Here is a 23,861-nt window from a genome sequence, read left to right as displayed (position 1 = left end):
GGATTGGTCTAAGCGGCAACGATGGTGTCCACCAAAGATTTAGGTGGACACCATGAATGAAGCCAAGAAGAAGACCCGCCGGCGGCACAGCGCCGAGCTCAAGCAGCAGATCATTGCTCAGTGCGCCGAGCCGGGTGCATCGGTGGCCAGCATTGCCTTGTCGTACGGCATCAACGCCAACGTCGTTCACAAGTGGCGCCGCGAAGCGGGTGGCGCGCTGCCTGCACTCCAGGCCCCCGCATTCGTTCCAGTGCCGCTGCCGCCAGCGGCATGTTCACCAGGGCCTGCACTTGCACCAGACATCCGCATCGAGCTGCGCCGTGGCGCCACCACCGTCTCGGTGACCTGGCCATTGGATGCGGCCGACCAGTGCGCCGTGTGGATGCGAGAGCTGCTCAAGTGATCCGGGTTGATGCGCTGTGGCTGGCCACTGAGCCGCTGGACATGAGATCGGGCACCGAGACGGCGCTGGCTCGCGTGGTGTCGGTCTTCGGCGCAGCGCGCCCGCACCACGCCTACCTGTTCGCCAATCGACGCGCCAACCGCATGAAGGTGCTGGTGCACGACGGCATCGGTGTGTGGCTGGCAGCGCGTCGCCTCAACAGCGGCAAGTTCGTCTGGCCGCGTGATGCGGCAAGCACCGCCTCGCTCACCCGAGCCCAGTTCGATGCGCTGGTGCTGGGCCTGCCCTGGCAGCGCCTTGGCAACGGTGGTGTCATCACCGTGGTCTGACTCTGAAGCGCAGACCGGTGCTTGCCAATTGGGGCATGCGCCAATGGTGCGCGTGTGCCAGTGCTGGCACAGTGGATGCCCATGGTGGTCGAGCCTCAATCCCTGCAGAGCCTGAGCGCAGAAGAGCTGCGTGAGCTGACCACGCGCCTCATGACGCAGCTGCGCCACCAGAGCGCGTTGCTGGACAAACTCACGCACGAGAACGCGCTCTTGAAGCGCATGAAGTTCGCAGCTCAATCCGAACGCTTCAACCCCGAACAGAAGAGCCTGCTCGAAGACGAGATCGAGGCCGACCTGGCAGCCGTGGCCACCGAGATCGATGCGCTGCAAGAAGCGCAGGCGCCCGCCAAGGTTGAAGAGAAGAAGGTTCCCAAGCGCGCGCCGCTGCCAGCCAACCTGCCGCGGCGCGAGATCCGCCACGAGCCCGACTCGACCACCTGTGCCTGCGGTTGCCAGATGAAGCGCGTGGGCGAGGACGTGGCCGAGAAGCTGGACTATGTGCCTGGCGTCTTCAGCGTCGAGCGCCACATCCGGGGCAAGTGGGCTTGTGCGAAGTGCGAGACGCTCACCCAAGTCCCCGTCGATCCGCACATCATCGACAAGGGCATCCCCACCACCGGGCTGCTGGCGCAGGTGCTGGTGGCCAAGTACGCCGATCACCTTCCGCTGTACCGCCAGGAAGCGATCTTTGGTCGAGCTGGTCTCGCGATCCCGCGTTCCACGCTCGCTCAGTGGGTGGGCGCGTGTGGCGTGCAGTTGCAGCCACTTGTGGATGCCATGAGAAACGAGCTGCTGCAGCACCGCGTGCTGCATGCCGATGAGACGCCGGTGTCCATGCTCAAGCCGGGCAACGGAAAGACGCACCGGGCCTACCTCTGGGCCTATGCCACGGGTGCCTTCGAGAACACCAAGGTGATCGTCTACGACTTCTGCGAATCACGCTCGGGCGAACATGCCCGGCGCTTCCTGGGCGACTGGAGAGGCAGCCTCACCTGTGACGACTTCAGCGGCTACAAAGCCTTGATCGCCAGCGGCGTGACCGAGGTCGGTTGCCTGGCGCACGCGCGGCGCAAGTTCTTCGATCTGCATGCAGCTAACCAGAGCCAGATCGCCGAGTTCGCGCTGCAGCAGTTCGGTCGGGTCTACGAAATCGAGCGCGAGGTCAAGGAGCTCAGCGCCGATCAGCGCCGGGCCATCCGGCAACAACAAACGAAGCCGCTGCTCGATGCCTTGCACCAGTGGATGCTGCTGCAACGCCAGAAGGTGCCCGAAGGTTCAGCGAGCGCCAAGGCGCTGGACTACAGCCTGCGGCGCTGGGTGGCGTTGACCCGGTTCGTCGACGATGGGCAACTGCCTTTGGACAACAACTGGATCGAGAACCAGATCCGGCCCATTGCCATTGGTCGCAACAACTGGCTCTTCGCTGGCAGCCTGCGCGCGGGCCAACGCGCCGCCGCCGTCATGAGCTTGATCCAGTCAGCGCGCATGAACGGGCATGACCCCTACGCCTACCTGCGCGATGTGATGGCACGTCTGCCCATGCAGCGCGCCAGCCGCATCCATGATCTTTTGCCACATCGCTGGCAGTCCACCACTGCTTCAAATCTGTAGCGGAGGCGACTGCCTCTCCATTGCCGCAATCAGCGGGCAACGGACTTTGCCTCTCCCAGAACTGCAGAGATCGATCAGTTCAGAGAGTACGGCTTCCATTCGGTGCAGGTCTGCAAGCTTGAGTTGAACTTCGGCGAGCTTGGACTCTGCGTGTGTACGGGCTTGAGCGCAGCTCGCACCATCGTCGAGTTGCAGCAACTGCGCGGTCTCATCCAGGCTGAACCCCAGCCGCTTCGCAGTCTTGATGAAATGCAATCGCGATAGGTCATTCTGGTCATATCGCCGAATGCTGCCCTGGGGCCGTTCTGGCTCGGGCATCAGCTCCTTGCGTTGGTAGAACCGTATGGTCTCTACATTGACACCGGCCGCCTTGGCCAGATCACCAATGGTCAAGCCGGGGTGGGCATGCGGAAGAGGAAGGCTCATGGTGCTTGACTCCGTACCAATGTACGGGACTAAGCTTAAGCCATGTCAACAAAATCTACAGACATTTCTGCCCGTGCCACTGGCGGTGGAAAGGCCTTGATCGCGGGTGGCCTGTCCGCGCTCCTTGCGTCCGCCTGCTGCCTTGGCCCTCTGGTGCTGATCATGCTGGGCATCTCTGGAGCATGGATCAGCACGTTGACGCTGCTGGAGCCGTACCAACCACTGTTCATTGGTGCAGCCACTATCGCCTTGATCTTTGCGGCGCGCCGGATATGGCGCCCGGTTGTGGCCTGTGAAGCGGGACAGGTATGTCAGCGGCCGATGGTCAGCCTCTCCTACAAGGTGCTGTTTGCCCTGGTGACCCTGTTGCTGGTGGCCGCGCTGGTGTTCCCCCTGTTCGCCCACTGGTTCTACTGATGAAAGGCTCCGACATGAAGCGGTTGATCATGACCACTGCAGCACTCTTGCTGCTGACGCCCGGCTGGGCTGCCCAACAAAGCGTCACTCTGTCGGTGCCCGGCATGAGTTGTGCCACTTGCCCCATCACGGTGAAGAAGGCACTGACCCAGATCGACGGAGTCATTGGCGTCAAATCCAACCTGGCCAAACGAGAGACCACGGTGGTCTTTGATGACACCAAGGTCAAGGTGGACGTGCTGACCAAGGCCACCACGGAAGCTGGATTCCCGTCATCTGTTGCCCCGGCAAAGCCGTAATGGATTTGATCTTGGACTCTGTTCTGACGTGCCCTGAGTGTGGGCATGCCAAGAACGAAACAATGCCGACGGACGCGTGCCAATGGTTCTACGAGTGCGAAAGTTGCCACACGGTCTTGCGCCCAAAACCGGGCCATTGTTGTGTGTTCTGCTCGTTCGGTTCGGTGCCGTGCCCTCCAATCCAGGCCGGTGGCGACGAAGCTTGCTGCGGCTCCAAAACGTAGGGGTCACTCCACCTCTGCGACTTCCAGCGGTAGATCAGGGTGGGGTGCCCGGACGCTTACGGTCGATGCGCAAACTGGTGGTAAGTCTAGGCGCTCAGACCGGAAGCAGCCGAAGTCGGCCTACGCTAGCGCATCTGCCACGTGCTTGCGAAGCATCGGCACAATTTCCCTGTCGAACCAAGGATTCTGCTTTAGCCAGTTCTGGTTGCGCGGCGACGGGTGAGGCAGCGTGATGAACTGTGGCGCATACGACTTCCATGCGGCGACTGTCTCAGTGAGGGTCGTCTGCCTGCGTTCACCGAGGTATTTCGCCAGAGCGTACTGCCCGATGAGGATAGTCAGTCGAATGTGTGGCAGCGAGGAGAGGATGCGTTCATGCCAAAGAGGCGCACACTCGGGACGTGGCGGCAAGTCTCCGCTGTGGCCTCGACCGGGATAGCACAGGCTCATCGGCACGATCGCGAACCGTCGCGGGTCATAGAACACCGATTCCTCGACCCCCAGCCACTCCCGCAGCCGTTTTCCGCTGGCGTCGTTCCACGGGATCCCGCTTTCATGAACCTTAAGCCCTGGTGCTTGACCAACCATCAGGATGCGAGCGGACGGTGAGATTCTCACAATGGGTCGAGGACCCAGGGGGAGATGCGCCTCGCAGACGCGGCACGCCTGAATCTCACTCAGAAGAGCGTCAACGCGACTAGCCGAAGAGCGGCGAAGCGGCGTCGTAGGCAAGGGAGAGTCGTTCGCAAAGAGACGTTGAGTAGACATTGCGGTCTGATTGTGAATGGCTCCCTGTCGCCGCCCAGTCATGCGTCATCGCAAGCTTACGCGCTTTCGCGGAGAGGTGCTCAACGCTTTTGCCTCAACTTCTGGATAGTTGTTAAACAAGGAACGAACTGGGAGCGTCTGTGGGAATGGAATCAGGCGGGGCCGGGGCCACTACCATGATGCAAATGAGCTGTCCGATTCCGACGTGTTCATGATGCTGTTCGAGATGGCCTCAGCGCACCGCACCTGCCGACCGCGCGCCGTCACGGACAGGCCCAGGCCTATTCATTGGCGACAGGGTAATCAATTTGGAGCAGCATCCCATGGCAAATCACTTGGTTGGCCACAGTATGCATGTTGGCGGGCGTCAGGTCGCCAATGAAGATGGAGCGGACGTCGGCGTTCGCTGGAATGTGCTCCGCCTCCGACAGACGAGGTGCCTACTTTGACGATGTCTTTAACGTCCGCGCTGCCTTTGCTTGAATGTCTACCCCGGCCCCTCCAAGTTTGAGCAGCTTGACCTTAGTAGTCCGTTGAGGGTTTTCCATCTGGAGAAAGCCTCTGAGTACCGGACCATCCTCGCGGCGACGATAGGAAATGTATTCCGGACTATCAAACACGCCGAGCGCCGTACAGTGCCCCAGCGCTTGCTCCCGAACCCTATTTCGGAGTGGTGCGGAAAACGCTTCCTACCGGAGCGGCGAGTTCTCTCTTCTTGCTTGCCAAGAGGCACGAGGCTAAGCACCCGCCGAGGGCCATCGTGTCGGCAGCAAGTTGAATGGAGACTCCGTATGCAAATGCTGTTAATGGGCGCGGGCGGCCACCTTGGCGCCTTTCGAGACAGTCAAGTTGCGACGTGTCCTTTGTTGCACGCCGCCGGCAGCACGGAGGGCGTGCGTTCAATGAGACTTCGATTGAAGAGCCCTTTAGAGAGGGTGAAGCTTCATCGGTATAGACGTAGCAGCCAAGTTTTTTTCTGCAAGCGTCTGCCTACGTTGGCAATTGAGCTGTTGCTCAGTGCGGAGCGAGTCGGGCAGGTAGAGCGCGACACTAGTTTGAAACTGAGCGTGGATCCGATTCCCGCTGAGTACCGACGGTAGCTGGGTGGTCAGCATGGAGTACAAGGACTACTACAAGACGCTCGGCGTGGAGAAGACGGCCACGCCAGGGGATATAAAAAAGGCGTTTCGCAAGCTCGCGCGCAAGTTCCACCCCGACGTCAGCAAGGAAACAGATGCGTCTGCACGGATGGCGGAGGTGAACGAGGCCAACGCGGTTCTTTCAGACCCAGAAAAGCGCGCCGCGTACGATCAGCTTTCAGAGCAGCCGCAAAGCGGTCGCGAGTTTGGGCCTCCACCCGACTGGCAACAAGGCTTTGACTTTTCTTCCGTTGGTGGAGACGCGAAGCACAGTGACTTCTTTGAGGAGCTGTTTGGGCGCGCTACCCGTACGCGCTCCGGCGGGGCGCGTCGCCCTGAAGGACCGATCCCGGGTGAGGTACGACACGCACGCATTGAACTCGAACTGCTGGATACCTACCTTGGAGCGCAGCGCGTGCTGGCCGTGGACGCAGTACGTATTGACGATCTAGGCCATCCGAGACACGAGCAACGCCAGCTGGAAGTTCGTATTCCGAAGGGAGTAAGGGAGGGTCAGCACATCCGGTTGGCCGGACAGGGCAATCCCGGCGTCAACGGCGGCCCACCGGGCGACCTACTGTTGGAAGTGGCGATCCGCGCAAACACACAGTGGCGTGTCGACGGTAAGGACGTACACGGTCGCCTATCGCTGTCTCCGTGGGAAGCAGCGCTTGGGGCGTCGGTGCAGGTGCGAATGCCTGCGGACGACGCAGTGGAGGTAACAGTGCCCGGAGGCTGGACGCCTGGTAGAAAGCTTCGCCTGAAGGGCCGCGGCATCCCCGCATCGGAACCCGGCGACCTCTATCTGGTGCTGGAAGTCGTCTTACCGGCCGCTGTCACCGACGGACAGCGCGCCGCGTACTCGGCTTTGGCGCAGGCATTTCCCGGATTCGATGCGCGGACAGTCGCAGGAGCGTGAACATGAGACCTATACACGATGCAGAAGTGTTGAGCGACGCGGCGTTCTCAGTGGAGGAGGCGGCGCGGGCCTGCGGCGTAGAGGTGCTTTGGCTGCAGCAACGGGTTGAGGCAGGCGTGCTGCAGGTCCACTTGGAGTCTGAAGGATGGCGCTTCGACAGCTTCACATTGGTGCGCGCCCGGCGGGTTGCGCACCTGGAGACCTGCTTTGACGCAGATCCACAGCTGGCGGCCCTTACGGCGGACTTGATTGAAGAAGTGGCACGTTTGCGTAAGCAATTGGAAATGCGCTGAACGTCTCCACGGTGGCGAGGCGAGGCGCTGACTTACAGGGAGCCGTCGCTCATCGCCAGAACGGACAAGGAAAATCTCATGAATCAGCCCGTGAATGCCGTTCCTCTTGAGACACAGGTGCCTTCCGTGCCGCCCTCTTCGAAACGGCACAACATCAAGACGGCCGGCCTCGTGCTTGCAACCGCCGCCTTGTTGGCCGTGCTATGGATGCCGGCTGCGCCGGGGTTACCCGCGGCCGGCCAGGTCATGCTGGCGGTACTGGCCTTCGCCGTGATCGTCTGGATGACCGAGGCGCTGGACTATGCGGTGAGCGCCGTGGTAGTCGGCGCATTGATGATCTTCCTTCTGGCTGCGGTCCCCGATGCCGCGAAGCCAGCCAGCGGTGACATGGGGACCGGCGCGGCGCTGGGCCTGGCACTGTCGGGCTTCTCAAACAGTGCCGTGGCATTGGTCGCGGCAGCCTGCTTCATCGCCGCCGCCATGACGGCCACGGGGCTTGACCGGCGCATTGCGCTGCTCGTGCTCACCAAAGTCGATGCGCGTACCAACCACATCGTGATCGGCGCCATGGTCGTGGGCTTCCTGCTGTCGTTCATCGTGCCCAGTACAACGGCGCGGGTGGCTTGCCTGGTGCCCATCATGATGGGCTTCATCCTTGCCTTCAAGGTGGACAAGCGCAGTCGATTCGCGGGCCTGCTGGTGATCGCCGCCGCGCAGACGGCCAGCGTCTGGAACATCGGCATCAAGACCGCGGCGGCGCAGAACTTGGTGGCCATCGGCTTCATCGAAAAACAGTTCCAGGCCACGATCACATGGATGGAGTGGTTCATTGCCGGGGCGCCGTTCTCCGCACTGATGAGCGTCGCGGTCTACTTCATCATGACCCGCATGATGAAACCGGAGATGAAGGAGATCGAGGGCGGGCAGGCGACCATACGAAAGCAGCTGGACGCGATCGGTAAGACGACTGCTAGAGAGTGGAAGCTTCTGGTGATCGTCCTGGTGCTGCTGGGCTTTTGGGCGACCGAGAAGGTGCTGCACGACTTCGATACGTCGTCCACAACCATCGCCGCGATTGCCTTGATGCTTCTGCCTCGCCTGGGGGTGATGGACTGGAAAGAATCGCAGCAGGGATTTCCGTGGGGCACGGTCGTGCTGTTCGCGGTCGGCATCAGCGTGGGAAGCGCGTTGCTGAGGACAAATGCGGCCGGGTGGCTCGCCAGCCTGATTGTGCAGAACCTTGGTCTGCAACACGCCAGCGCCTTCGTCATCCTGATGCTGCTGTCGCTGTTCTTGATCGTCATCCACCTCGGCTTTGCCAGCGCCACGGCACTCGCCTCGACGATGATTCCCATCATCATGAGCGTACTGTTGGCCGTGCAAACGCCGGGCATCAACTTGATCGGGATGACGATGTTGTTGCAGTTCGTCGTGAGCTTTGGATTCATCCTTCCGGTGAACGCGCCGCAGAACATGATTGCCTACGGCACAGGCACGTTCGACGCGCGTGACTTCATTCGCACCGGCTTCGTCATCACATTGGTGGCCACCGCGCTTCTGGTTGTCTTCGCGCTGACCTATTGGCCTTGGATGGGGTACATGACGAAGACCGTTTGAAGATGCAATTTCTTTCCTGTACAACCTGACAGAAAAGGAAGCGCACGAGGCACGATGTTGGGCACAAATCCTTTCGCGAATGAGCGTGCAGTTGGCGAAGTGGCGGATCGCAACTCAGCTGGGCGGCAGAATCAGCCCTGGACTTCGAAACCCAGCGTGCGCAACGCCACCTCGGCTGCGTCCTGATCCTGCTACCAGGTGGCCGCTGGGATCAGTGACGGCGATGGCGACTTCGATGCTGATAGCCTTGGATGCCACGCGGGCAGCTTCGATGAGCGCATCAGCGCTCGCTGCGAAGCGCTGGCGGGCGTCGTAAGGGGTAGCTCAGGTTTGCGGCCGGCGCACCTATGTGCGCTTCGGCAGTCAGCCATGCTCAGGCGGCAAGGAACAGCTTCATGGTTTCGTCTCAGGTGGAGCAGTTCCTTCAACGATCAGTCCGCGGTAAACGGCACCGGCGAATCGATGCCGCGCCGCTTCCTGATAGGCTGGACTGTGATACCACGCGCGCGCTTTCTCCATGTCCGGGAACTCAATGAGGACCACTCCCTCCGCGGGCGCGCCCTCCAAGACCTCCAGAGCGCCGTAAGCCGCAAGAAAGCTGGGAGAGTGGCCCTTGAAGCTCGCGCCGACCGCCGCCTTGTAGCGCCCCATCTCGACTTCGTCGTGGATGCTTTCTTTGATGAAAATCACGTAAGCCTTCGGGGGGCTAATTGCATTACTTGTATTGCTCATCAGAATCCCTCCAGTACGTACTTTCCGCGGGTTGTGCCGGTCTCCACGAGCTTGTGCACGCGCTTAAGATTGGCCGCGTTGAGAGGCGCGAACCGCTCGGTCATGGTGGTGCGCAGTACGCCCTCGTCCACCAGACGTGCAACTTCGTTGAGGAGCGTGTGCTGCCCATCGATGTCCGCCGTCTTGAACAGCGGTCGCGTGAACATCAACTCCCAGTGGATCGAAACCGATTTGCGCATGAACAAGCCAGCATCGGCCAACCCGTCGATAAGAGCGAAGCGCCCCTGCGGCGCAATGAGCTCCGCGATCTCGCTGGCATGGCGGTTGGTCTGCGTGGTGGAGAACACGAAGCTGGGTGCGCCGATGTTCAATGCCGCAACTTGGGCGGCTAGAGGCTTGCTGTGATCGATCACGTGATGGGCACCCATTTGACTGGCCCAAGCCGACGTCTCAGGCCTTGAAGCCGTGGCGACCACTGTGAGATCGGTCAGGTAGCGTGCGAGCTGTACTGCCATCGAACCGACCCCACCAGCGCCCCCGACGATCACGATAGCGCGTGCGGCACCAGGCACCTCACGCCGAACGTCGAGGCGATCAAACAACGCCTCCCATGCAGTGATGGATGTCAACGGCATTGCAGCCGCCTCGGCGAAACCCAATGTGCGCGGTTTGGACCCCACAATGCGCTCGTCGACCAGGTGGAACTGCGCATTTGTTCCCGAGCGGTCTATCGAGCCCGCGTAGAAGACTTCGTCGCCCGGCTTGAAAAATTGCGTCTCCGGACCTACCTCCGTAACGATACCGGCCGCGTCGTAGCCCACGACTTTCCACTCTTCGTTCAGGGGTGCAGTGCCTTGGCGCACCTTGTAGTCGACCGGATTGACCGACACTGCCTTGACCTCGACAAGGATGTCGCGCCCCGCAGGCTTTGGCTGCGGCAGTTCGATATCGACGAAAGAATCTTCGCGATCGATGTTTCCCGGGACCCGATAGCCAATTGCTTTCATTGAATACACCTGTTGTGTTGATGTCGAACGGACTTTCGCATCTCTCAGATGCTCAGCGAAACGTTTGGATGGCAAATTACGTGCAACTTTTCGAACATATCCGAGCCCAAAAGTTGAAGGATTAATTGATGTGCGCCGTGGACCACTGCGGGCGCTGCAGGGGTTCATCGTTCGTTGTACGTGTGGTCCGCTCCAATGCGTCAACGAAGAGCGCCGGGACGTTGAAGCCGGTTTGGTCGGTGATTTCTTGAAAGCCGGTAGGACTGGTGACATTGATCTCAGTGACGGAATCACCAATTACATCAAGCCCAATGAGTAGGAGTCCGCGGGGCGCAAGCACTCGTCCGATAGTTTCGGCGATTTCACGATTGCGCGGCGTCAAGGGCTGCGCCACACCTTTGCCCCCAACAGCCAAATTGCCGCGCACTTCAGTGCCCTGCGGAATGCGGGCCAAGACAAAGGGCACGGGCTCGCCGTTAATTATGAGGATGCGCTTGTCGCCGTCGACGATCTGCGGCACAAAGCGCTGGACCATGATGGTTTCGGCACCATCCTTGTTTAGCGTCTCGATGATGACGCCGAGATTCAGCGCGTCTTTTCCGACACGGAAGATGCCTTTGCCACCCATTCCATCAAGCGGCTTGAGAATGATGTCGCCATGCTCCGCGTGGAAGTCCCGCACGGACGCCGCATTGCGTGTAACCAGCGTTGGCGGTACGAGCTCAGGAAACTCCATGATTGCGAGCTTCTCCGGATGGTCGCGAAGTGCCCGCGGTCTGTTCACTACGTTGCCGTCCTCCCGTTCAGCTTGTTCGAGGAGGTGGGTGGCGTAGATGTACTCCGCGTTGAATGGTGGGTCCTTGCGCATGAGGACAGCGTCAAAGTCTTTTAGGGCCATTCGCATCGTGTTGTGGACACGGTACCAGCCGGGCTGGGATCCAGTCAGGCTGATTTGCTGCACGGTGGCCATGACAAAACCGCCTGACTTCCACTGAATGTCTTGCGGCAGGCATGCCGCTATGAGGTAGCCGCGCCACTGGGCCTCACGCATGATTGAGAAAGTGGTGTCCTTGTAGACCTTGAACTGGTCCAGCGGATCGACGACAAACAAAAGCTTCTTCATCTGACGTTCCTCTTGCGGCTTCGGATGAGCGCGGGTTAAGGCTTTCGCCTGGTTTCGCGAGCGTCAGCGCTCCCGTTCGTGCTTGCCTAACCAGGAACGGAGAGATAACCCTGCATGGATGATGGCGCAAGGTCATCGGTCGTCCACGCCAGATCGTTGACTCCACGAATGAATCGATCAAACGACCACTTCTTTCGGACTTCAGGCCTATTGCCGGAAACAAGAACTGGCTCCCAGCTGTTCCAGAGACTCGCGCCCGGTCGTGCTGCGCGTGGCCCGCTTTTTCACGGGGGTGCCTGGTAGTCGGTCCGCGACTTGTCCAGTCCGGGCACATGTGGACACTGCACCTACCTCAAGAACGCACGTTGTGCCAGCATTGAGTGAGGTTCATTCGATGACTGGCTGAAATTCATTCCCAGCATAGTGGCCGCTTTTTACAGCATGTAGCAGGTGATTTTTGGGAGGCCGAGCCGGAGCATAAGGACTATCGCAAGCGCTGACGATGGGCTCGACCCGGCACTCCACCCGGCCGGGCTGGGTACATCCCAAGCAGAAATCGATTGCTGGGAAAACTGCTCAGGTCGATCAATGCGGTGGGGGGGGGCGACTCGTGCGGTCGACGCGAAGGGCCCCACTCGGCGCTGCGGGCCGGACGCTTCTTCCGGATTCAGTGACGTCTTGGTGGGGGTACATTCTCAGTTGCTGGCACGGGTGCACCTTACGGGTGCGTCGCCCACGTCGTAGGGGGTGAGCATGAAAAGGCTCTCCAATCTGGTAACCGCGTCCGGCAGTTTCTGGCGATCGTTAGACCAGTAGAGACTTCAGGCGCCTGGAGGGGTGTTTCATATGGCTACGAATCAGCGACCCGATGTGGTGGGGGAGTCCATCGTCATCGACGAGACCAAGAATGGCCCGTTTCAGCTGAAAGTGCGGGCTGGCTCCTCCACATTCATCGTGGATGAACCAATAGGCATAGGGGGGCTTGGGTCCGGTCCCAACCCGTACGATTTGTTGAGCGCAGCCCTCGGAACCTGTTCGGTGATGACTATGCGTTTGTATGCTTCCCGCAAGAAGTGGCCACTGGAGCGGATTCGGGTGAAGATCACGCATCGCCGGAATGGACTAGACGCGACGGACTCCTTTGGCGTAGAAATACGGCTTGATGGAAGCCTGAGCGACGAGCAGCAACAGAAGCTCCTCGAAGTCGTCTCACGCTGTCCTGTGCACAAGACAATTGAACGCGGGTCGGAAGTGGTGACGTCCGTTGTTTCCGCGGGGGACCTATTGGATGAAGCGGTTTCTCTGTGTAAGCATATGCGCGATATGGAGCAAGCCTGTGATCGGGCGTAGGGCAGGGCGCTACATCCTGAGTCAGGCTAAACTGCCGTCGCATCGGTGCGACGGACTGCGGAGGGCTCTATTCCATAGGTCCTTCGAAATGCCTTTGTAAAACTGCTCCGGCTGGCATATCCAGCATTGCGAGCGACGAGATCGATGGCGAGGCCGCTGCCTTTCAGCTGGAACATCGCTTGCCGCAGTCGGAGCTCCCGCAGTACCTGCATCGGAGCCTTTCCGATAGCCTCAGTAAATCGAGCGGCGAAAGCAGAACGACTGAGGCAGGCAGTGTGGGCGAGGCTTTGCAGTGAATGATCATCGGCAGGACGCATGGCCATTTCGGCAAAAGCTTTTGCGACCAGAGGATCTTTGAGCACCGAGAAACGCTCCACCCAGGCGTTCATGGAGACGAGCGACCTCCGTAAAAGCAGCACAATGACTTGTTTTAGCAAAGCCGCACTCATCGCACCGCTGCCAACTTCCTGTGCGACGAGTTCGCTGAGTGCTGTCTGGAGTTTCGTGTCGACGTGATCGTCAACGTCGAACTGTTCGAAGATGGGCTCCGTCAAGCCAGCGAAGAGGTCGGCGCAGGCGCCGTAGGTAGCGTAAAAGTAACCGCACACCAGTATTAGGGAAGGATCTCCATCTCCTGCGGAGAATCTGCGTATGGTGCTCGACGAGGTCATCTGCGGCTGCTTCTTGACGGAGCGCAGAGCTGTGAAGCCCATGCTGCCTTCGACCTCAATTCGAAACGATGAATTGGGCGGCACAATGATCAACGTGTGGGGCATCAACGGTATAGGGTCGCGATTGCCAAACACGGCCCGACCAGTACCAACGACGTTGTAATGGATCCCAGGCGCGTTCATACCGCCCAGTTCCAGGCTGTACCCCATGCTCACCACGCATTCCGTAAGGGCAACGAAACTGACATCGAGAGTACCAAGCAAACCTTCGAGATCCCCTGGCGATATTCGTAGTAACGGTCGTTCGTTCAAGCTTCTGCCTCCACGTGAATTTAAGTCGAGCGGCGTCTCGCAATCCCGATGGTACGCAAACGCCAGCGCCTCCGCGACGGGCTGTTCCGCTCTGACCGGAGCCTGTCTCAGACGGGCGGCTCACTTCAGGTTTCTTGGCTTCTTTTGCCGGACGATGAAACACATTGGCCTGTTGACCTCTGAGGACACCCAAGAAACAATGGTCTAGAGACACTGCGACTGCTTTCTGCTCCACGTCCGCAAAACTGATCTGGCTCATCCCGCAGGCTTCATTTCATCAACAAATGCGTTTTGCCGCGTGAAAGGCGGACTTGTTCTGAGTCTTGTAAACCAAAAGCTCGCAGCTGATGCGATAGGCAAGTTCTGCAGCAATAGTCCTTGAGGATTACCGCTTTCACTGTTCTCTTGCCGTATAGACAGTCTACGCCTATCGCCAGATGAGTATTGGGTGTTTCCGGTGATTCAGGGAGGGCACTTCTGATGACTAAGAAGATGCGCTGAACGTAGTGTGCCTAGCCCCTAATTAAGCATAGGAGAACTTCATGAAGTTTGAAAAGTCGCAAGCAGCACTTGACCGCCTGACCCCCGAGCAACGTCGGGTTACCCAGAAGTCGGGCACCGAAAGGCCCTTCTCGGGAGAGTACAACGACAACAAGGAGCCTGGCATTTATGTCGACATAGTGTCGGGAGAGCCGCTGTTCGCCTCAGCGGACAAGTTCAATTCGGGTACTGGCTGGCCAAGCTTTACCAAGCCGATCGTTCCGGCGAATGTGAACGAATTACGCGACACCGAGCATGGCATGGTGCGCACCGAAGTTCGTTCGACGCATGGCGACAGCCACCTAGGCCACGTGTTCAACGACGGCCCCGCAGACCGAGGAGGCCTGCGCTATTGCATCAACTCTGCATCTTTGCGCTTTATTCCTCGCGAAGTGATGGCCGTCGAGGGGTATGGTGCCTATCTCGACCAAGTGGAGAGCGTTTGATGAATCACGAAAAAGCCATCCTAGCCGGCGGTTGTTTCTGGGGAATGCAGGACCTAATCCGCAAGTTACCCGGCGTCATCTCAACTCGTGTGGGCTACACCGGGGGCGATGTTCCGAACGCCACTTATCGCAACCACGGCACGCATGCCGAGGCGATCGAAATTGTCTTCGCCTCGGAGTTGACGAGTTACCGGAGCATCTTGGAATTTTTTTTCCAGATCCACGATCCGACGACGAAGAACCGCCAAGGCAATGATCGTGGTCTCTCCTACCGGTCTGCCATCTATTACCTCGGGGTGGAGCAGAAGCACGTCGCCGAGGAGACGATCGCCGATGTGGATGCGTCCGGGCTTTGGAATGGAAAAGTGGTCACCGAGGTGGAGCCGGCCGGCGATTTCTGGGAGGCCGAGCCGGAGCACCAGGACTATCTGGAGAAGCGTCCTGGCGGCTATACCTGTCACTTTCCACGTGCCGACTGGATCCTTCCGAAGCGCAAAAATCCTGACGCTATATAACCTGCAGCCAGAACTACATCACTCTTCGTGACCGTATCGTCCAACGACGCGGTTATCGAACCCAGCCTCAATGAGGTGGGGCATTGCAGAGTCCGCCGCTGCAGCAGCACCAGGATCCCAGAACCATGCCAGACCTCTCATCCTTTCCGATCACGCGGCGCTGGCCTGCATCAGATCCTGATCGTCTGCAACTTTATGCAGCTCCCACACCCAATGGTGTCAAGGTGTCGATCATGCTGGAGGAAACTGGCTTGGCGTATGAGCCCCATCTGATTGATATTTCAAAGAACGAGTCGAAGGACCCAGCGTTCGTGTCACTGAACCCAAACGGCCGCATACCGGCGATCATCGATCCGGCGGGCCCTGACGGTAGGCCCATTGCGGTATGGGAATCCGGTGCGATCCTTCTCTATCTCGCCGACAAGACGGGCCAGCTCATTCCGAATGCGCGCGCCAACCGTTACAAGACCCTGGCCTGGGTGTTCTTCCAGATGTCGGCCATCGGGCCGATGTTCGGTCAGCTCGGTTTCTTCCTGCGATATGGCGGCAAAGACTTTGAGGACAAGCGGCCTCGGCAGTGCTTTGTCGACGAATCCAAGCGTCTCCTGGGGGTCTTGGATCGCCAGCTGGAAGGCCGCAACTGGATGGTCGGTGATTATTCGATCGCGGACATCGCGACCCTCGGCTGGGTAAATGCGCTGGTTGAATCGTACGCAGCTGGGGATATCCTTAGTCTCAGCAATTATTCGAATATCCAAGCATGGCTTGGACGCGGGCTATCTAAACCAGCAGTTCAGCGTGGCCTGCACATCCCTGCGAGGTCGGCATGAGCGTCATCGCCGCCCACTATTACAACGAAGGCAAGCGAATCCGAGAGATCGCGATCAACGAGCGTGTCCAGCTGGATAAGAGTCGCTCGGGCTTCTGCTGGATCGCACTTCACGAGCCCACCGCCGACGAACTTCACACGCTCCAAGCTACTTATCACCTGCATCCGTTGGCAATCGATAACGCGATTCACCCGCTTTGCCCGCCCAAGCTCGAAGCCTACAACGATGAGCTATACGTCGTCGCTCAGACCGCTGAGCTGATCGGTGACCAGATTTGCTATGGAAAAACGGCGATCTTCACCGGCCACAATCATCTCATCAGCGTGCGTCATGGCAACGCTGGAGCCCTTGGCAACCTTCGGGTGCAGCTCGAGGCTTCACCGGCACTTTTAGGAAAGGGTGTCGACTACGTGCTGCACGCGATCTTGCACCGTATTGTTGACCAGTATTTGCCCATCTTCGAAATGATCGAGGATGACGTTCTAGCAATGGAGAGACGGTCGTTAGACGACTTTCTCGGACGAGAAGAAGTCGCCCGCATATTTTTACTGAGATCTGAACTCACGCGTTTCCAACGCACGCTCGGAGCTATGGCTGAACTTGTCAGGAAGCTCGTTCGGGGGCATTTTCCCTGCATCAGTGCCGAAGTGAGGCCGTTCTTCAACGATGTCGCCGATCACGTCGATCGTGTGCAGTCCATGGTCGACGGCCTCCTTCAGGGCCTGACCACGGTCTTTGAGTTCAGCAGCCTTCTGGAGGCGCAAAGGATTGGTGTGATCACCCGCCAGCTCGCGGCTTGGGCGGCAATACTGGCAGTCCCGGGGACGATCGCTGCAATATACGGCATGAACTTCAAGAACATGCTGGGACTGAATACGGCCTATGGATACTTCGTCGTGCTCGGGCTTATGGCGGTGTCTAGCGTTTTCCTGTTCGCTCGTTTCAAAAAGGCCAAGTGGCTATGAATACCGCATGTCGCGTTTTTCTTCATCATCTCCTTGTTGGTAACGCGCCTAGTGCGGGAGTTTGTTCGACTCGACCCGAGGCGAAGGGGCATCCATGACATCCCACGTGAACGATGTTCTAGAAGCCGTCCAATCCTTCATCGCCAAAGGCTATGACCGCGAATACCGCGTCCAGAACGGCAATCTCGTTGATCTCGAACTAGGATCTATCCTCGATTCGCGCACCATTCGCGTCGACGCGGCGTTGCGTCTTGAAAGCGGAGATGATGTCGGAGATTCCTCCAACATCTACGCGATCACCGATCCAGCGACCAACCATAAAGGCTTGCTGATCGATGCGTTCGACGTGTTCGACGAAATGTGTGACCGCGAACTTTCTGAACGGCTTGTAGAGCATCGGGAAGCAGCGCCGGCAGGTGACCAGGATGCGCCGAGTAAGCACGGACTGCGCAAAGTCTACAAGAACGAGTTTGAGCGGGAGCCCGAGCGTTTCGTTCTGCGAGAGGGCTTTCCAGACTTCCCAGCATGCCCTTTCGGTGGAACCTTCAGCATCCTCGGCTTCGATACGGCCGAGCAGTCATATGTCTGGCTCGTCACTAGCATCATCCGAGATTCTCGGCTGATTAGGGTCCCCTATCAGGGAGATGACTTCATCAGCTATGAATAGCGGGGTCGGCGAGCGTAGAGGCAACCCTCCGAGGCGGTCACAGACCAGCCTACTGGACATTTGTACTATCGAAACAAAAGAGGTGATGATGAACTGGAATAAAGAGGACATCCGTGAAACTATGCTTTCACTGCAGACGTCAGCTTTGCATAGCGCTCGCGACAACTATCTGAATTATCTCTCGACCGCCCGGCTTGATGCGACCGAACCGATCGAGAACGACGAGCAGGCTCAGGCCGAAGTTGCAGCTGACTTCGCTGAAGCGCTCGATGACACACTCCATGACTACGCCGATAAACTCGATAAGCTCAAGATGATTGATTTCGGCCCTAAGTCGACAGTTGACGAAGGCGCTGTCGTAAAACTGTCTGGCCGCTATTATGTGATCGCAGTGTCAACGAGCAAGTTCACCTGCCATGGGCGTGAGCTCATGGGCATTTCGACGATGGCGCCGATCTTCGACGCGATAGGAGGTGCCCAAGCAGGGGACACCGTGCAATTTAACGGTCGGGGCCTCACTGTAGAAGAAGTTGCATAGGGTGACTCCACCTCAGGGCGCCGCGCTCGTACCGAGCATCCTTCAACTCTGCCTCCTGCATGCGCATCAGCGCATCAATAGATCCCTTGATCATCGGAGCGCTCTGGTAACGGGTGACCTTGATTGGGCGCTTTGGGTGGCTAGTCCATCCCCACTAAAAAGAGGTATTCCATGTCTGAACGTGATGTTGTTTTTCCCGCCGGGCGCCAGTCGCTGTATGAAAAGAACCGGTACTCGCCAGCGATCCGGTCCAACGGTTTTCTCTTCGTCTCGGGGCAAGTGGGCAGCCGCTCCGATGGTTCGCCGGAGCCCGAGTTGCAAGCCCAAGTCCGGCTTGCGTTTGACAACCTGAACGCCATCCTCTCAGTCGCCGGCTGTACGTTCAAGGACGTGGTCGATGTGACCGTTTTCATCGTCGATCCCGAGTCGAAGTTCGAAACCATCTGGGAAGTGGTTGGAGAGTACTGGGGCGATGCTCCGCACCCCACACTCACAGCTATTGGCGTTACCTGGCTGTATGGGTTCCAGTTCGAGATCAAGGTGATTGCCAAGCTGCCCGATGCCAGTGCTGCCGTGTGAACTGTCCGGCGTTGCCGATCAGGCCTGTGGTGATAGTAGGCAACACGTGGCGGCCAGCACCGCCGAGTGTGTCGTGGCCGCCGGGCACATCGTCAGCCTGCCCAAGCCGGGCGGTAAGTAAACATGTACGCAGCCATTATCGTAAAGGTAGATGCAAAGACTCGATCGACGACCTCCCTGAACGACCTGTTGCGCGCCTGGTTGAAGCGGATTCGCGGCGGCGGGCAGATTTGACGAGTAACAACTGAGGGGTCCCGATGGCCGGAGCGATGGAGCGAATCTACGCCGAATGGCCGAAAGCAAAGCGTTCGACCCGTATCTCTCGGTGTCCTCGTCAGCGTTGATCCGTATAGACGGTGGTGCCTGAAGGTATTGCGTGTCAAATACCACGGCAAGAAAATTGGCCCAAGTGGGCGCAGTGTTTTCTAAGGACAGCGGCTGTATCAGCTAGTGCAACAGAGTGGTGTTGTTCGCGAGAGTACCGAAGTCAAATTTCTGGACCCAGCGCTCAAGCCTTCTTTTCACCTTCGACTGAGACTCGACAAGCTCAGCCTCAAAGATCAATTTTCAGAGACGCAATATGAAACCTGATGTCCTCCTATACACAACGAGCTGGTGCCCGTTTTGCCGACGGGCGAAGACGCTCCTCAAGGAAAAAGGGGTGAAATGGAAAGAGCTCGATATCGAGGCAGACCGCGATCACCGCCAGGCCATGACGCAAGCGTCGGGTCGAAACACCGTGCCGCAGATATTCATCAACGGCACGCATGTCGGTGGTTTCGACGACCTTTTCGAGCTCGATGCTAAAGGCATGCTCGACAAACTGCTAGATCGTAGTCCGCCTGCGAATTGAGTAATTCAGTCCTATCGACAGCCAGCCCGCCACGTGTCGATTGATGAATATGGGAGGAGGTTTCGTTGGTATCAGCATTCTGGAAAAACACCGCCATCGCTACAAGCGATGAGACAGTTGACGTCAATGGAAGCCACCACTTTCCACCCTCTGCGGTTGACCAAAGTCTGTTTGAGGTGTGTGAACACTCGTCTATCTGCCCGCTCAAGGGACTGCGCGGTTTTTTCATGTCAACGATGCCAGCGGGCAGAGCGAAATCCTCGTTCAGGATGCCAGCTTTTCTGCCCACCTCGGGTCTAGTCGGCTGCTGGATTCTGTCCAGTGCTCTTTGCGCGGTCCGGGGCCAACTACCTCGAATACCAGCGCGTCTACGGGATCAATTTTTGGGAAGTGAGATGGAGCATGCCGAGTTCGATGCAGCTTTCGAGAAGTAGTTGATTTTCTATGAATCACCATTCGTGGTGGTATCCGGTGTTGGCTCCGGTGTAAGCCATGATGAGAAAGTCCTAGCGATGAAAAAAACCAGTGCTGCACCGTTCCGACACTCTTTGATTTCACCGAAATGTGCGGGGATAACCACCTCGGATGCTCTGAAGAGCATGAGGACGAACAGCTATCCGATCAATTCAGATATTAGGATCGGTGAAGGCACGAGTCATTGCACTGACGTCCAAGTGGACCAAGTTTCGGCGCGGTTCATTCCCCTCATTCGTGGTGTCCAACTGGGCAGGCCCACGTCGAAAATTACGCCTTTGAGTGGGAGCTGAAGATGGCGAAGCTTGGCTTTGGAGGCGGATGCCATTGGTGCACAGAAGGGGTGTTCCAAGCGTTGCGCGGAGTCGCCCAGGTTGACCAGGGTTTTGTCCAAGCGGGCGCGCCCGCAGATACTTGGGCAGAGGGGGTGATCGTTACCTTTGACCCCTCGGTTATTGGCTTGGCAACGCTTTCCGAGGTGCATCTAAGAACACATTCTGCTACCAGGGCCCGCTCCCCCCGTGGCAAGTACCGAAGTGCGATCTACATCTTTGAAGATAGCCAGCGGCATGAGGCTGAGCTGGTGATAGCTCGCTTCGCCATCGAGTCTGGCAAGGCGGTGCATACCCTCGTTGTCCCATTTAGAAGTTTCAGGGCGTCGGAGGAGCGTTACCAGAACTACTATCGAAACGATCCGAACAGGCCCTTCTGCCGTCGCTATATCGATCCCAAACTGGATTTCATCCGACAGCACTTCTCAGAGGTCGCGCTCCCTGACGCGCGAACCTAGCCACGAGGACTCGTCTCGAAAGTAGTCGCCGCTTCGATCAGGTCAGTACAACGCGCCAGTCAACTTGTCGAGTAGTCCTGCTCGTGCTTGGCGTCGAGGTAGCGCAGCTATCAGGTATTGGTGCGGGCAGTCCGACTCGGACCGATACGATTGCAACGGTGAATTTTGGTTCCGTTGTGTCTTACTGCGGCGAAAGACGCAATGCGTAGAGCGCACAGGTTGGGGGGTGGTGCAGGCGCACCTGATTCCGGTGATCCCGTTCTGCCTTACGTGCGTTATTTATTGGCAGATAGCCACGCCGCTCCGGGCAGCAGAAAGCACGAACACAGCAGGCTTTTTTCAAGTGACGCAACTCGCGTCCGCGCAGCGATCAGCCGTTGGCGGCAACTTCACACTTCTTCACGAAGCTGGACTTGGAGGCGGCGACGAGCGGATGACCGTTTTGTCCATTGCCTTGGCGTTGCAGTTCGTGCCGGCAGCATTGGCCGGTGCAGCAATCTTGTCTTGCGCGTGGGTGTCGAAGGAGCGACAGACGCCGAGCGCCTTTTGGGGAAAGGGACTCTTTCATTGCGTATTTGTCCTTTAGGGGTTGAAGGTGACAGCCGCCCCGGGCCGGAACCAGTCATATTTAGCGACCTAAGTCGGATGCTCGGTGACTCGGTGCGCCGGTCTCAGGTTTGCCCCGTTAAAATTCGCGGATGCTATTGGTTAAACAGGAGCTGCTCGCAGCGCTCGCGAACACGCTCGAATCATTCTCGCCCGGCGCTGGCGCCAAAGGCGTGTTCGAGTCTCCCAAGGTGGCGGCGCACGGCGATTTCGCAAGCACTGCTGCAATGCAACTCGCCAAATCGCTCGGCCGCAAGCCGCGCGAACTCGCCGAAGAACTGAGCGCGGCCTTGCTGGCGAAGCCTGCGTTCGAGCAGTGGGTGCAGGCGGTCGAGATTGCCGGCCCCGGATTCCTCAACATCCGTTTGAAGGCAGCCGCCAAGCAGCAGGTGGTGCGCGAAGTGCTAGTCGCTGGTGAGGCGTACGGTCGCCAGCCGGCCACCGGCGAAAAGGTGCTGGTCGAGTTCGTCTCGGCCAACCCGACCGGCCCACTGCATGTGGGCCACGGCCGCCAGGCGGCGTTGGGTGATGCCATCTGCAACCTGCGCGCCTCGCAGGGCGATGCGGTGTACCGCGAGTTCTATTACAACGACGCCGGCGTTCAGATTCAGACGCTGGCCAGAAGTGTGCAAATGCGTTCCAGGGGCCTGAAGCCGGGCGACGCCGATTGGCCGAGCGGCGAAAAGGCTGCGGCTTACAACGGCGACTATATCGCCGACATTGCCGAGGACTTCAAGGCAAAGAAGACCGTGAAATCGGAAGACCGCGCGGTCACCGCTAGCGGCGACGTCGACGACATTGACTCCATACGTCAATTCGCCGTGGCCTACCTGCGTCGGGAGCAAGATCTCGATCTGCAGGCGTTTCGAGTGCGCTTCGACAACTACTACCTTGAGTCCAGCCTGTACTCTAGCGGACGAGTCGAATCGATCGTGTTCAAGCTTGTGGCCGCCGGCAAAACGTACGAGCAGGACGGCGCGCTGTGGCTTCGGTCGAGCGACTACGGCGACGACAAGGACCGCGTCATGAAGAAGGGCGATGGCACGTACACCTATTTCGTGCCCGACGTGGCTTACCACGTTTCCAAGTGGGAGCGGGGCTTCCACACGGTCGTCAACATCCAGGGGACTGACCACCACGGAACCATCGCACGCGTACGCGCCGGCCTGCAGGGTGTGGACAAAAGCATTCCAGCCAGTTACCCCGACTATGTGCTGCACACGATGGTACGCGTCATGAAGGGTGGGGAGGAGGTCAAGATAAGCAAGCGCGCTGGTAGCTACGTCACGCTGCGGGATCTGATCGAATGGACCAGCACCGACGCGGTCCGCTTCTTTCTGCTGAGCCGCAAACCCGACACCGAATACACATTCGACGTCGACCTCGCAGTGACGAAGAACAATGACAACCCGGTGTACTACGTGCAGTACGCGCATGCGCGCATCTGCTCGGTGTTGGCGAGCTGGGGCGGCGACGTGGCATCCTTGCACGACGTTGAACTTTTGGCACTCGAAAGCCCGGCTGCGCAGGAACTCATGCTGCTGCTCGCCAAGTACCCCGACATGCTGACCGCAGCGGCGAAGGATTTCGCGCCGCACGATGTCACTTTCTACCTGCGCGAACTGGCCGCCAGCTATCACAGCTACTATGACGCCGAGCGCATTCTGGTTGTTGACGAGAGTGTCAAGAAAGCCCGTTTGGCGCTAGTCGCCGCTACAGCGCGAGTGCTGCACAATGGCCTCGCGATTCTCGGCGTCAATGCGCCGAGCAAGATGTGAGCGTCACCATGAACGCACCCAGCGCTCCGCGCCCTGAAGCGGCCTGCTCAGTGACGAGGTGTGCTGTTGCAGCTTTGTCCCCAAGTGTTGATTTCCACGTAAACCTAACCCACCGGGGGGTGCGGACAAAAACTTGGACTACCTGAAAGTAGTTCATGTATTCCTACGAAGCTCGAATCCGAGCCGCTGAGCTCTACATCAAGCTGGGCAAGCGTGTCAGGCCCACCATCCGGCAACTGGGCTACCCAACGAAGAGTTCTTTGAAGGGTTGGTACAACGAGTACCAGCGCAAGCTCGACCTGCCGATGGGCTATGCAGGCCGTGAACCAAAGTTCTCTCAGGCGCAGAAAGCTGCGGCCGTCGAGCACTACCTCACCCACGATCAATGCATCGCAGTCACGATGAGGGCTCTGGGCTACCCCGGTCGTGGAACGCTGACCAAATGGGTGCGTGAGGCCTTCCCTGAGGTAAGGAGGGCTGTCGTTGGCCGTGTGGGCCAACGAAGGTATCCCGAGAGCTTGAAGGAAGCGGGGGGCGTGGAGCTTTGCACTCGCACTAAACTTCTGGGTCTCATAGATCCCAGGTCAGCTGGCGTCGGCGGCGGGGATCTTTCTTCTCGGCGGAAGACCGACGAGCTATC

At 58.7% G+C, this 23,861-nt stretch carries 27 protein-coding genes and 1 pseudogene; 22 read left to right on the top strand and 6 right to left on the bottom strand.

What is annotated here, in order from left to right:
* The first annotated feature begins 52 nt into the window (after positions 1–52).
* The 3 genes from G7047_RS22050 (at position 53) to G7047_RS22040 (ending at position 2,343) form a co-directional block, all read left to right on the top strand.
* A complete protein-coding gene (locus G7047_RS22050; protein ID WP_056265811.1) occupies positions 53–403 on the top strand; it encodes a transposase in 351 nt (116 codons plus the stop codon).
* Complete coding sequence (gene tnpB / locus G7047_RS22045; protein WP_056265807.1) at positions 400–732, top strand: IS66 family insertion sequence element accessory protein TnpB; 333 nt, start codon at positions 400–402, stop codon at positions 730–732. The genes G7047_RS22050 and tnpB overlap by 4 nt, the downstream gene beginning before the upstream one ends.
* 81 nt (positions 733–813) lie before the next feature.
* Positions 814–2,343, top strand: a complete 1,530-nt coding sequence (locus G7047_RS22040; RefSeq protein WP_166311894.1) for an IS66 family transposase — start codon at positions 814–816, stop codon at positions 2,341–2,343.
* On the opposite strand, the gene merR is transcribed toward G7047_RS22040, so the two are convergent.
* Positions 2,332–2,769 (bottom strand): Hg(II)-responsive transcriptional regulator, encoded by a 438-nt coding sequence (gene merR / locus G7047_RS22035; RefSeq protein ID WP_056265803.1) that lies wholly within the window; start codon positions 2,767–2,769, stop codon positions 2,332–2,334. The two genes, G7047_RS22040 and merR, sit on opposite strands and share 12 nt — an antisense overlap.
* 42 nt (positions 2,770–2,811) lie before the next feature.
* Here merR and merT point away from each other — a divergent pair, with 42 nt between their 5' ends.
* The 3 genes from merT to G7047_RS31195 are packed head-to-tail and all read left to right on the top strand — an operon-like array spanning position 2,812 to position 3,709.
* Positions 2,812–3,186: a mercuric ion transporter MerT gene (gene merT, locus G7047_RS22030; RefSeq protein ID WP_056265800.1), complete on the top strand. Its 375-nt coding sequence runs from the start codon at positions 2,812–2,814 to the stop codon at positions 3,184–3,186.
* A 14-nt stretch (positions 3,187–3,200) separates the two neighbouring features.
* Complete coding sequence (gene merP / locus G7047_RS22025) at positions 3,201–3,485, top strand: mercury resistance system periplasmic binding protein MerP (protein ID WP_056265797.1); 285 nt, start codon at positions 3,201–3,203, stop codon at positions 3,483–3,485.
* The gene (locus G7047_RS31195) at positions 3,485–3,709 is read left to right on the top strand and encodes a GDCCVxC domain-containing (seleno)protein (protein WP_082585479.1); all 225 of its coding nucleotides are present in this window, start codon (positions 3,485–3,487) and stop codon (positions 3,707–3,709) included. The genes merP and G7047_RS31195 overlap by 1 nt, the downstream gene beginning before the upstream one ends.
* 120 nt (positions 3,710–3,829) lie before the next feature.
* Here the strand turns inward: G7047_RS31195 and G7047_RS22015 are convergent, their stop codons facing one another.
* On the bottom strand, positions 3,830–4,477 hold the full coding sequence (locus G7047_RS22015; RefSeq protein WP_092701323.1) for a uracil-DNA glycosylase family protein: 648 nt from the start codon (positions 4,475–4,477) through the stop codon (positions 3,830–3,832).
* A 1,113-nt stretch (positions 4,478–5,590) separates the two neighbouring features.
* Between G7047_RS22015 and G7047_RS22010 the strand changes: the two genes are divergently transcribed.
* The 3 genes from G7047_RS22010 to G7047_RS22000 all read left to right on the top strand — a co-directional run bounded on the left by G7047_RS22010 (position 5,591) and on the right by G7047_RS22000 (position 8,445).
* On the top strand, positions 5,591–6,535 hold the full coding sequence (locus G7047_RS22010; protein ID WP_166310055.1) for a DnaJ C-terminal domain-containing protein: 945 nt from the start codon (positions 5,591–5,593) through the stop codon (positions 6,533–6,535).
* Between the two features lie 2 nt (positions 6,536–6,537).
* Entirely contained in the window at positions 6,538–6,828 is a 291-nt protein-coding gene (locus G7047_RS22005) for a MerR family transcriptional regulator (RefSeq protein WP_166310053.1), read from the top strand.
* 78 nt (positions 6,829–6,906) lie between these two features.
* A complete protein-coding gene (locus tag G7047_RS22000; protein WP_166310051.1) occupies positions 6,907–8,445 on the top strand; it encodes a DASS family sodium-coupled anion symporter in 1,539 nt (512 codons plus the stop codon).
* 393 nt (positions 8,446–8,838) lie between these two features.
* Here the strand turns inward: G7047_RS22000 and G7047_RS21995 are convergent, their stop codons facing one another.
* The 3 genes from G7047_RS21995 to gshB form a co-directional block, all read right to left on the bottom strand.
* The gene (locus G7047_RS21995) at positions 8,839–9,177 is read right to left on the bottom strand and encodes a DUF1330 domain-containing protein (RefSeq protein ID WP_092701331.1); all 339 of its coding nucleotides are present in this window, start codon (positions 9,175–9,177) and stop codon (positions 8,839–8,841) included.
* On the bottom strand, positions 9,177–10,184 hold the full coding sequence (locus G7047_RS21990; RefSeq protein WP_092701334.1) for a zinc-binding alcohol dehydrogenase family protein: 1,008 nt from the start codon (positions 10,182–10,184) through the stop codon (positions 9,177–9,179). The genes G7047_RS21995 and G7047_RS21990 overlap by 1 nt, the downstream gene beginning before the upstream one ends.
* Before the next feature lie 121 nt (positions 10,185–10,305).
* Complete coding sequence (gene gshB / locus G7047_RS21985; RefSeq protein WP_166310049.1) at positions 10,306–11,307, bottom strand: glutathione synthase; 1,002 nt, start codon at positions 11,305–11,307, stop codon at positions 10,306–10,308.
* An 846-nt stretch (positions 11,308–12,153) separates the two neighbouring features.
* Here gshB and G7047_RS21980 point away from each other — a divergent pair.
* Positions 12,154–12,657: an OsmC family protein gene (locus tag G7047_RS21980; RefSeq protein WP_092701337.1), complete on the top strand. Its 504-nt coding sequence runs from the start codon at positions 12,154–12,156 to the stop codon at positions 12,655–12,657.
* Positions 12,658–12,683: 26 nt separating this feature from the next.
* On the opposite strand, the gene G7047_RS21975 is transcribed toward G7047_RS21980, so the two are convergent.
* Complete coding sequence (locus tag G7047_RS21975; RefSeq protein WP_092701340.1) at positions 12,684–13,640, bottom strand: helix-turn-helix domain-containing protein; 957 nt, start codon at positions 13,638–13,640, stop codon at positions 12,684–12,686.
* 542 nt (positions 13,641–14,182) lie between these two features.
* On the opposite strand from G7047_RS21975, the gene msrB reads away from it, so the two are divergent.
* The 12 genes and pseudogenes from msrB to G7047_RS21915 all read left to right on the top strand — a co-directional run.
* A complete protein-coding gene (gene msrB / locus G7047_RS21970; RefSeq protein WP_092701343.1) occupies positions 14,183–14,626 on the top strand; it encodes a peptide-methionine (R)-S-oxide reductase MsrB in 444 nt (147 codons plus the stop codon).
* Entirely contained in the window at positions 14,626–15,141 is a 516-nt protein-coding gene (gene msrA, locus G7047_RS21965; protein WP_092701346.1) for a peptide-methionine (S)-S-oxide reductase MsrA, read from the top strand. Before msrB ends, msrA begins: the two co-directional genes overlap by 1 nt.
* 125 nt (positions 15,142–15,266) lie before the next feature.
* The gene (locus tag G7047_RS21960) at positions 15,267–15,971 is read left to right on the top strand and encodes a glutathione S-transferase N-terminal domain-containing protein (RefSeq protein ID WP_092701358.1); all 705 of its coding nucleotides are present in this window, start codon (positions 15,267–15,269) and stop codon (positions 15,969–15,971) included.
* The gene (locus tag G7047_RS21955) at positions 15,968–16,936 is read left to right on the top strand and encodes a magnesium and cobalt transport protein CorA (protein ID WP_137749168.1); all 969 of its coding nucleotides are present in this window, start codon (positions 15,968–15,970) and stop codon (positions 16,934–16,936) included. Before G7047_RS21960 ends, G7047_RS21955 begins: the two co-directional genes overlap by 4 nt.
* Before the next feature lie 94 nt (positions 16,937–17,030).
* Positions 17,031–17,603: a hypothetical protein gene (locus tag G7047_RS21950; RefSeq protein ID WP_137749169.1), complete on the top strand. Its 573-nt coding sequence runs from the start codon at positions 17,031–17,033 to the stop codon at positions 17,601–17,603.
* An 85-nt stretch (positions 17,604–17,688) separates the two neighbouring features.
* The gene (locus G7047_RS21945) at positions 17,689–18,141 is read left to right on the top strand and encodes a hypothetical protein (RefSeq protein WP_137749170.1); all 453 of its coding nucleotides are present in this window, start codon (positions 17,689–17,691) and stop codon (positions 18,139–18,141) included.
* Positions 18,142–18,312: 171 nt separating this feature from the next.
* Positions 18,313–18,720, top strand: a complete 408-nt coding sequence (locus G7047_RS21940) for a RidA family protein (protein WP_137749171.1) — start codon at positions 18,313–18,315, stop codon at positions 18,718–18,720.
* 580 nt (positions 18,721–19,300) lie between these two features.
* Entirely contained in the window at positions 19,301–19,573 is a 273-nt protein-coding gene (grxC, locus tag G7047_RS21935; RefSeq protein WP_137749172.1) for a glutaredoxin 3, read from the top strand.
* A 65-nt stretch (positions 19,574–19,638) separates the two neighbouring features.
* Positions 19,639–20,007 (top strand): DUF427 domain-containing protein, encoded by a 369-nt coding sequence (locus tag G7047_RS31410; protein WP_137749173.1) that lies wholly within the window; start codon positions 19,639–19,641, stop codon positions 20,005–20,007.
* 335 nt (positions 20,008–20,342) lie between these two features.
* Positions 20,343–20,837, top strand: a complete 495-nt coding sequence (locus G7047_RS21925; protein WP_092701349.1) for a peptide-methionine (S)-S-oxide reductase — start codon at positions 20,343–20,345, stop codon at positions 20,835–20,837.
* A gap of 698 nt (positions 20,838–21,535) precedes the next feature.
* Positions 21,536–23,221, top strand: coding sequence for an arginine--tRNA ligase (argS, locus tag G7047_RS21920; protein ID WP_092701352.1), 1,686 nt, complete (start codon positions 21,536–21,538; stop codon positions 23,219–23,221).
* A 155-nt stretch (positions 23,222–23,376) separates the two neighbouring features.
* A pseudogene (locus G7047_RS21915) lies at positions 23,377–23,775 on the top strand (IS3 family transposase); the annotation flags it as partial.
* Positions 23,776–23,861 lie beyond the last annotated feature (86 nt).

The sequence above is a fragment of the Diaphorobacter sp. HDW4A genome (assembly GCF_011305995.1).
Classification (GTDB): Bacteria; Pseudomonadota; Gammaproteobacteria; order Burkholderiales; family Burkholderiaceae_C; genus Diaphorobacter_A.
Note: the sequence above shows the minus strand (reverse complement) of the source record. Positions and strands in the feature narration are given on the sequence as shown.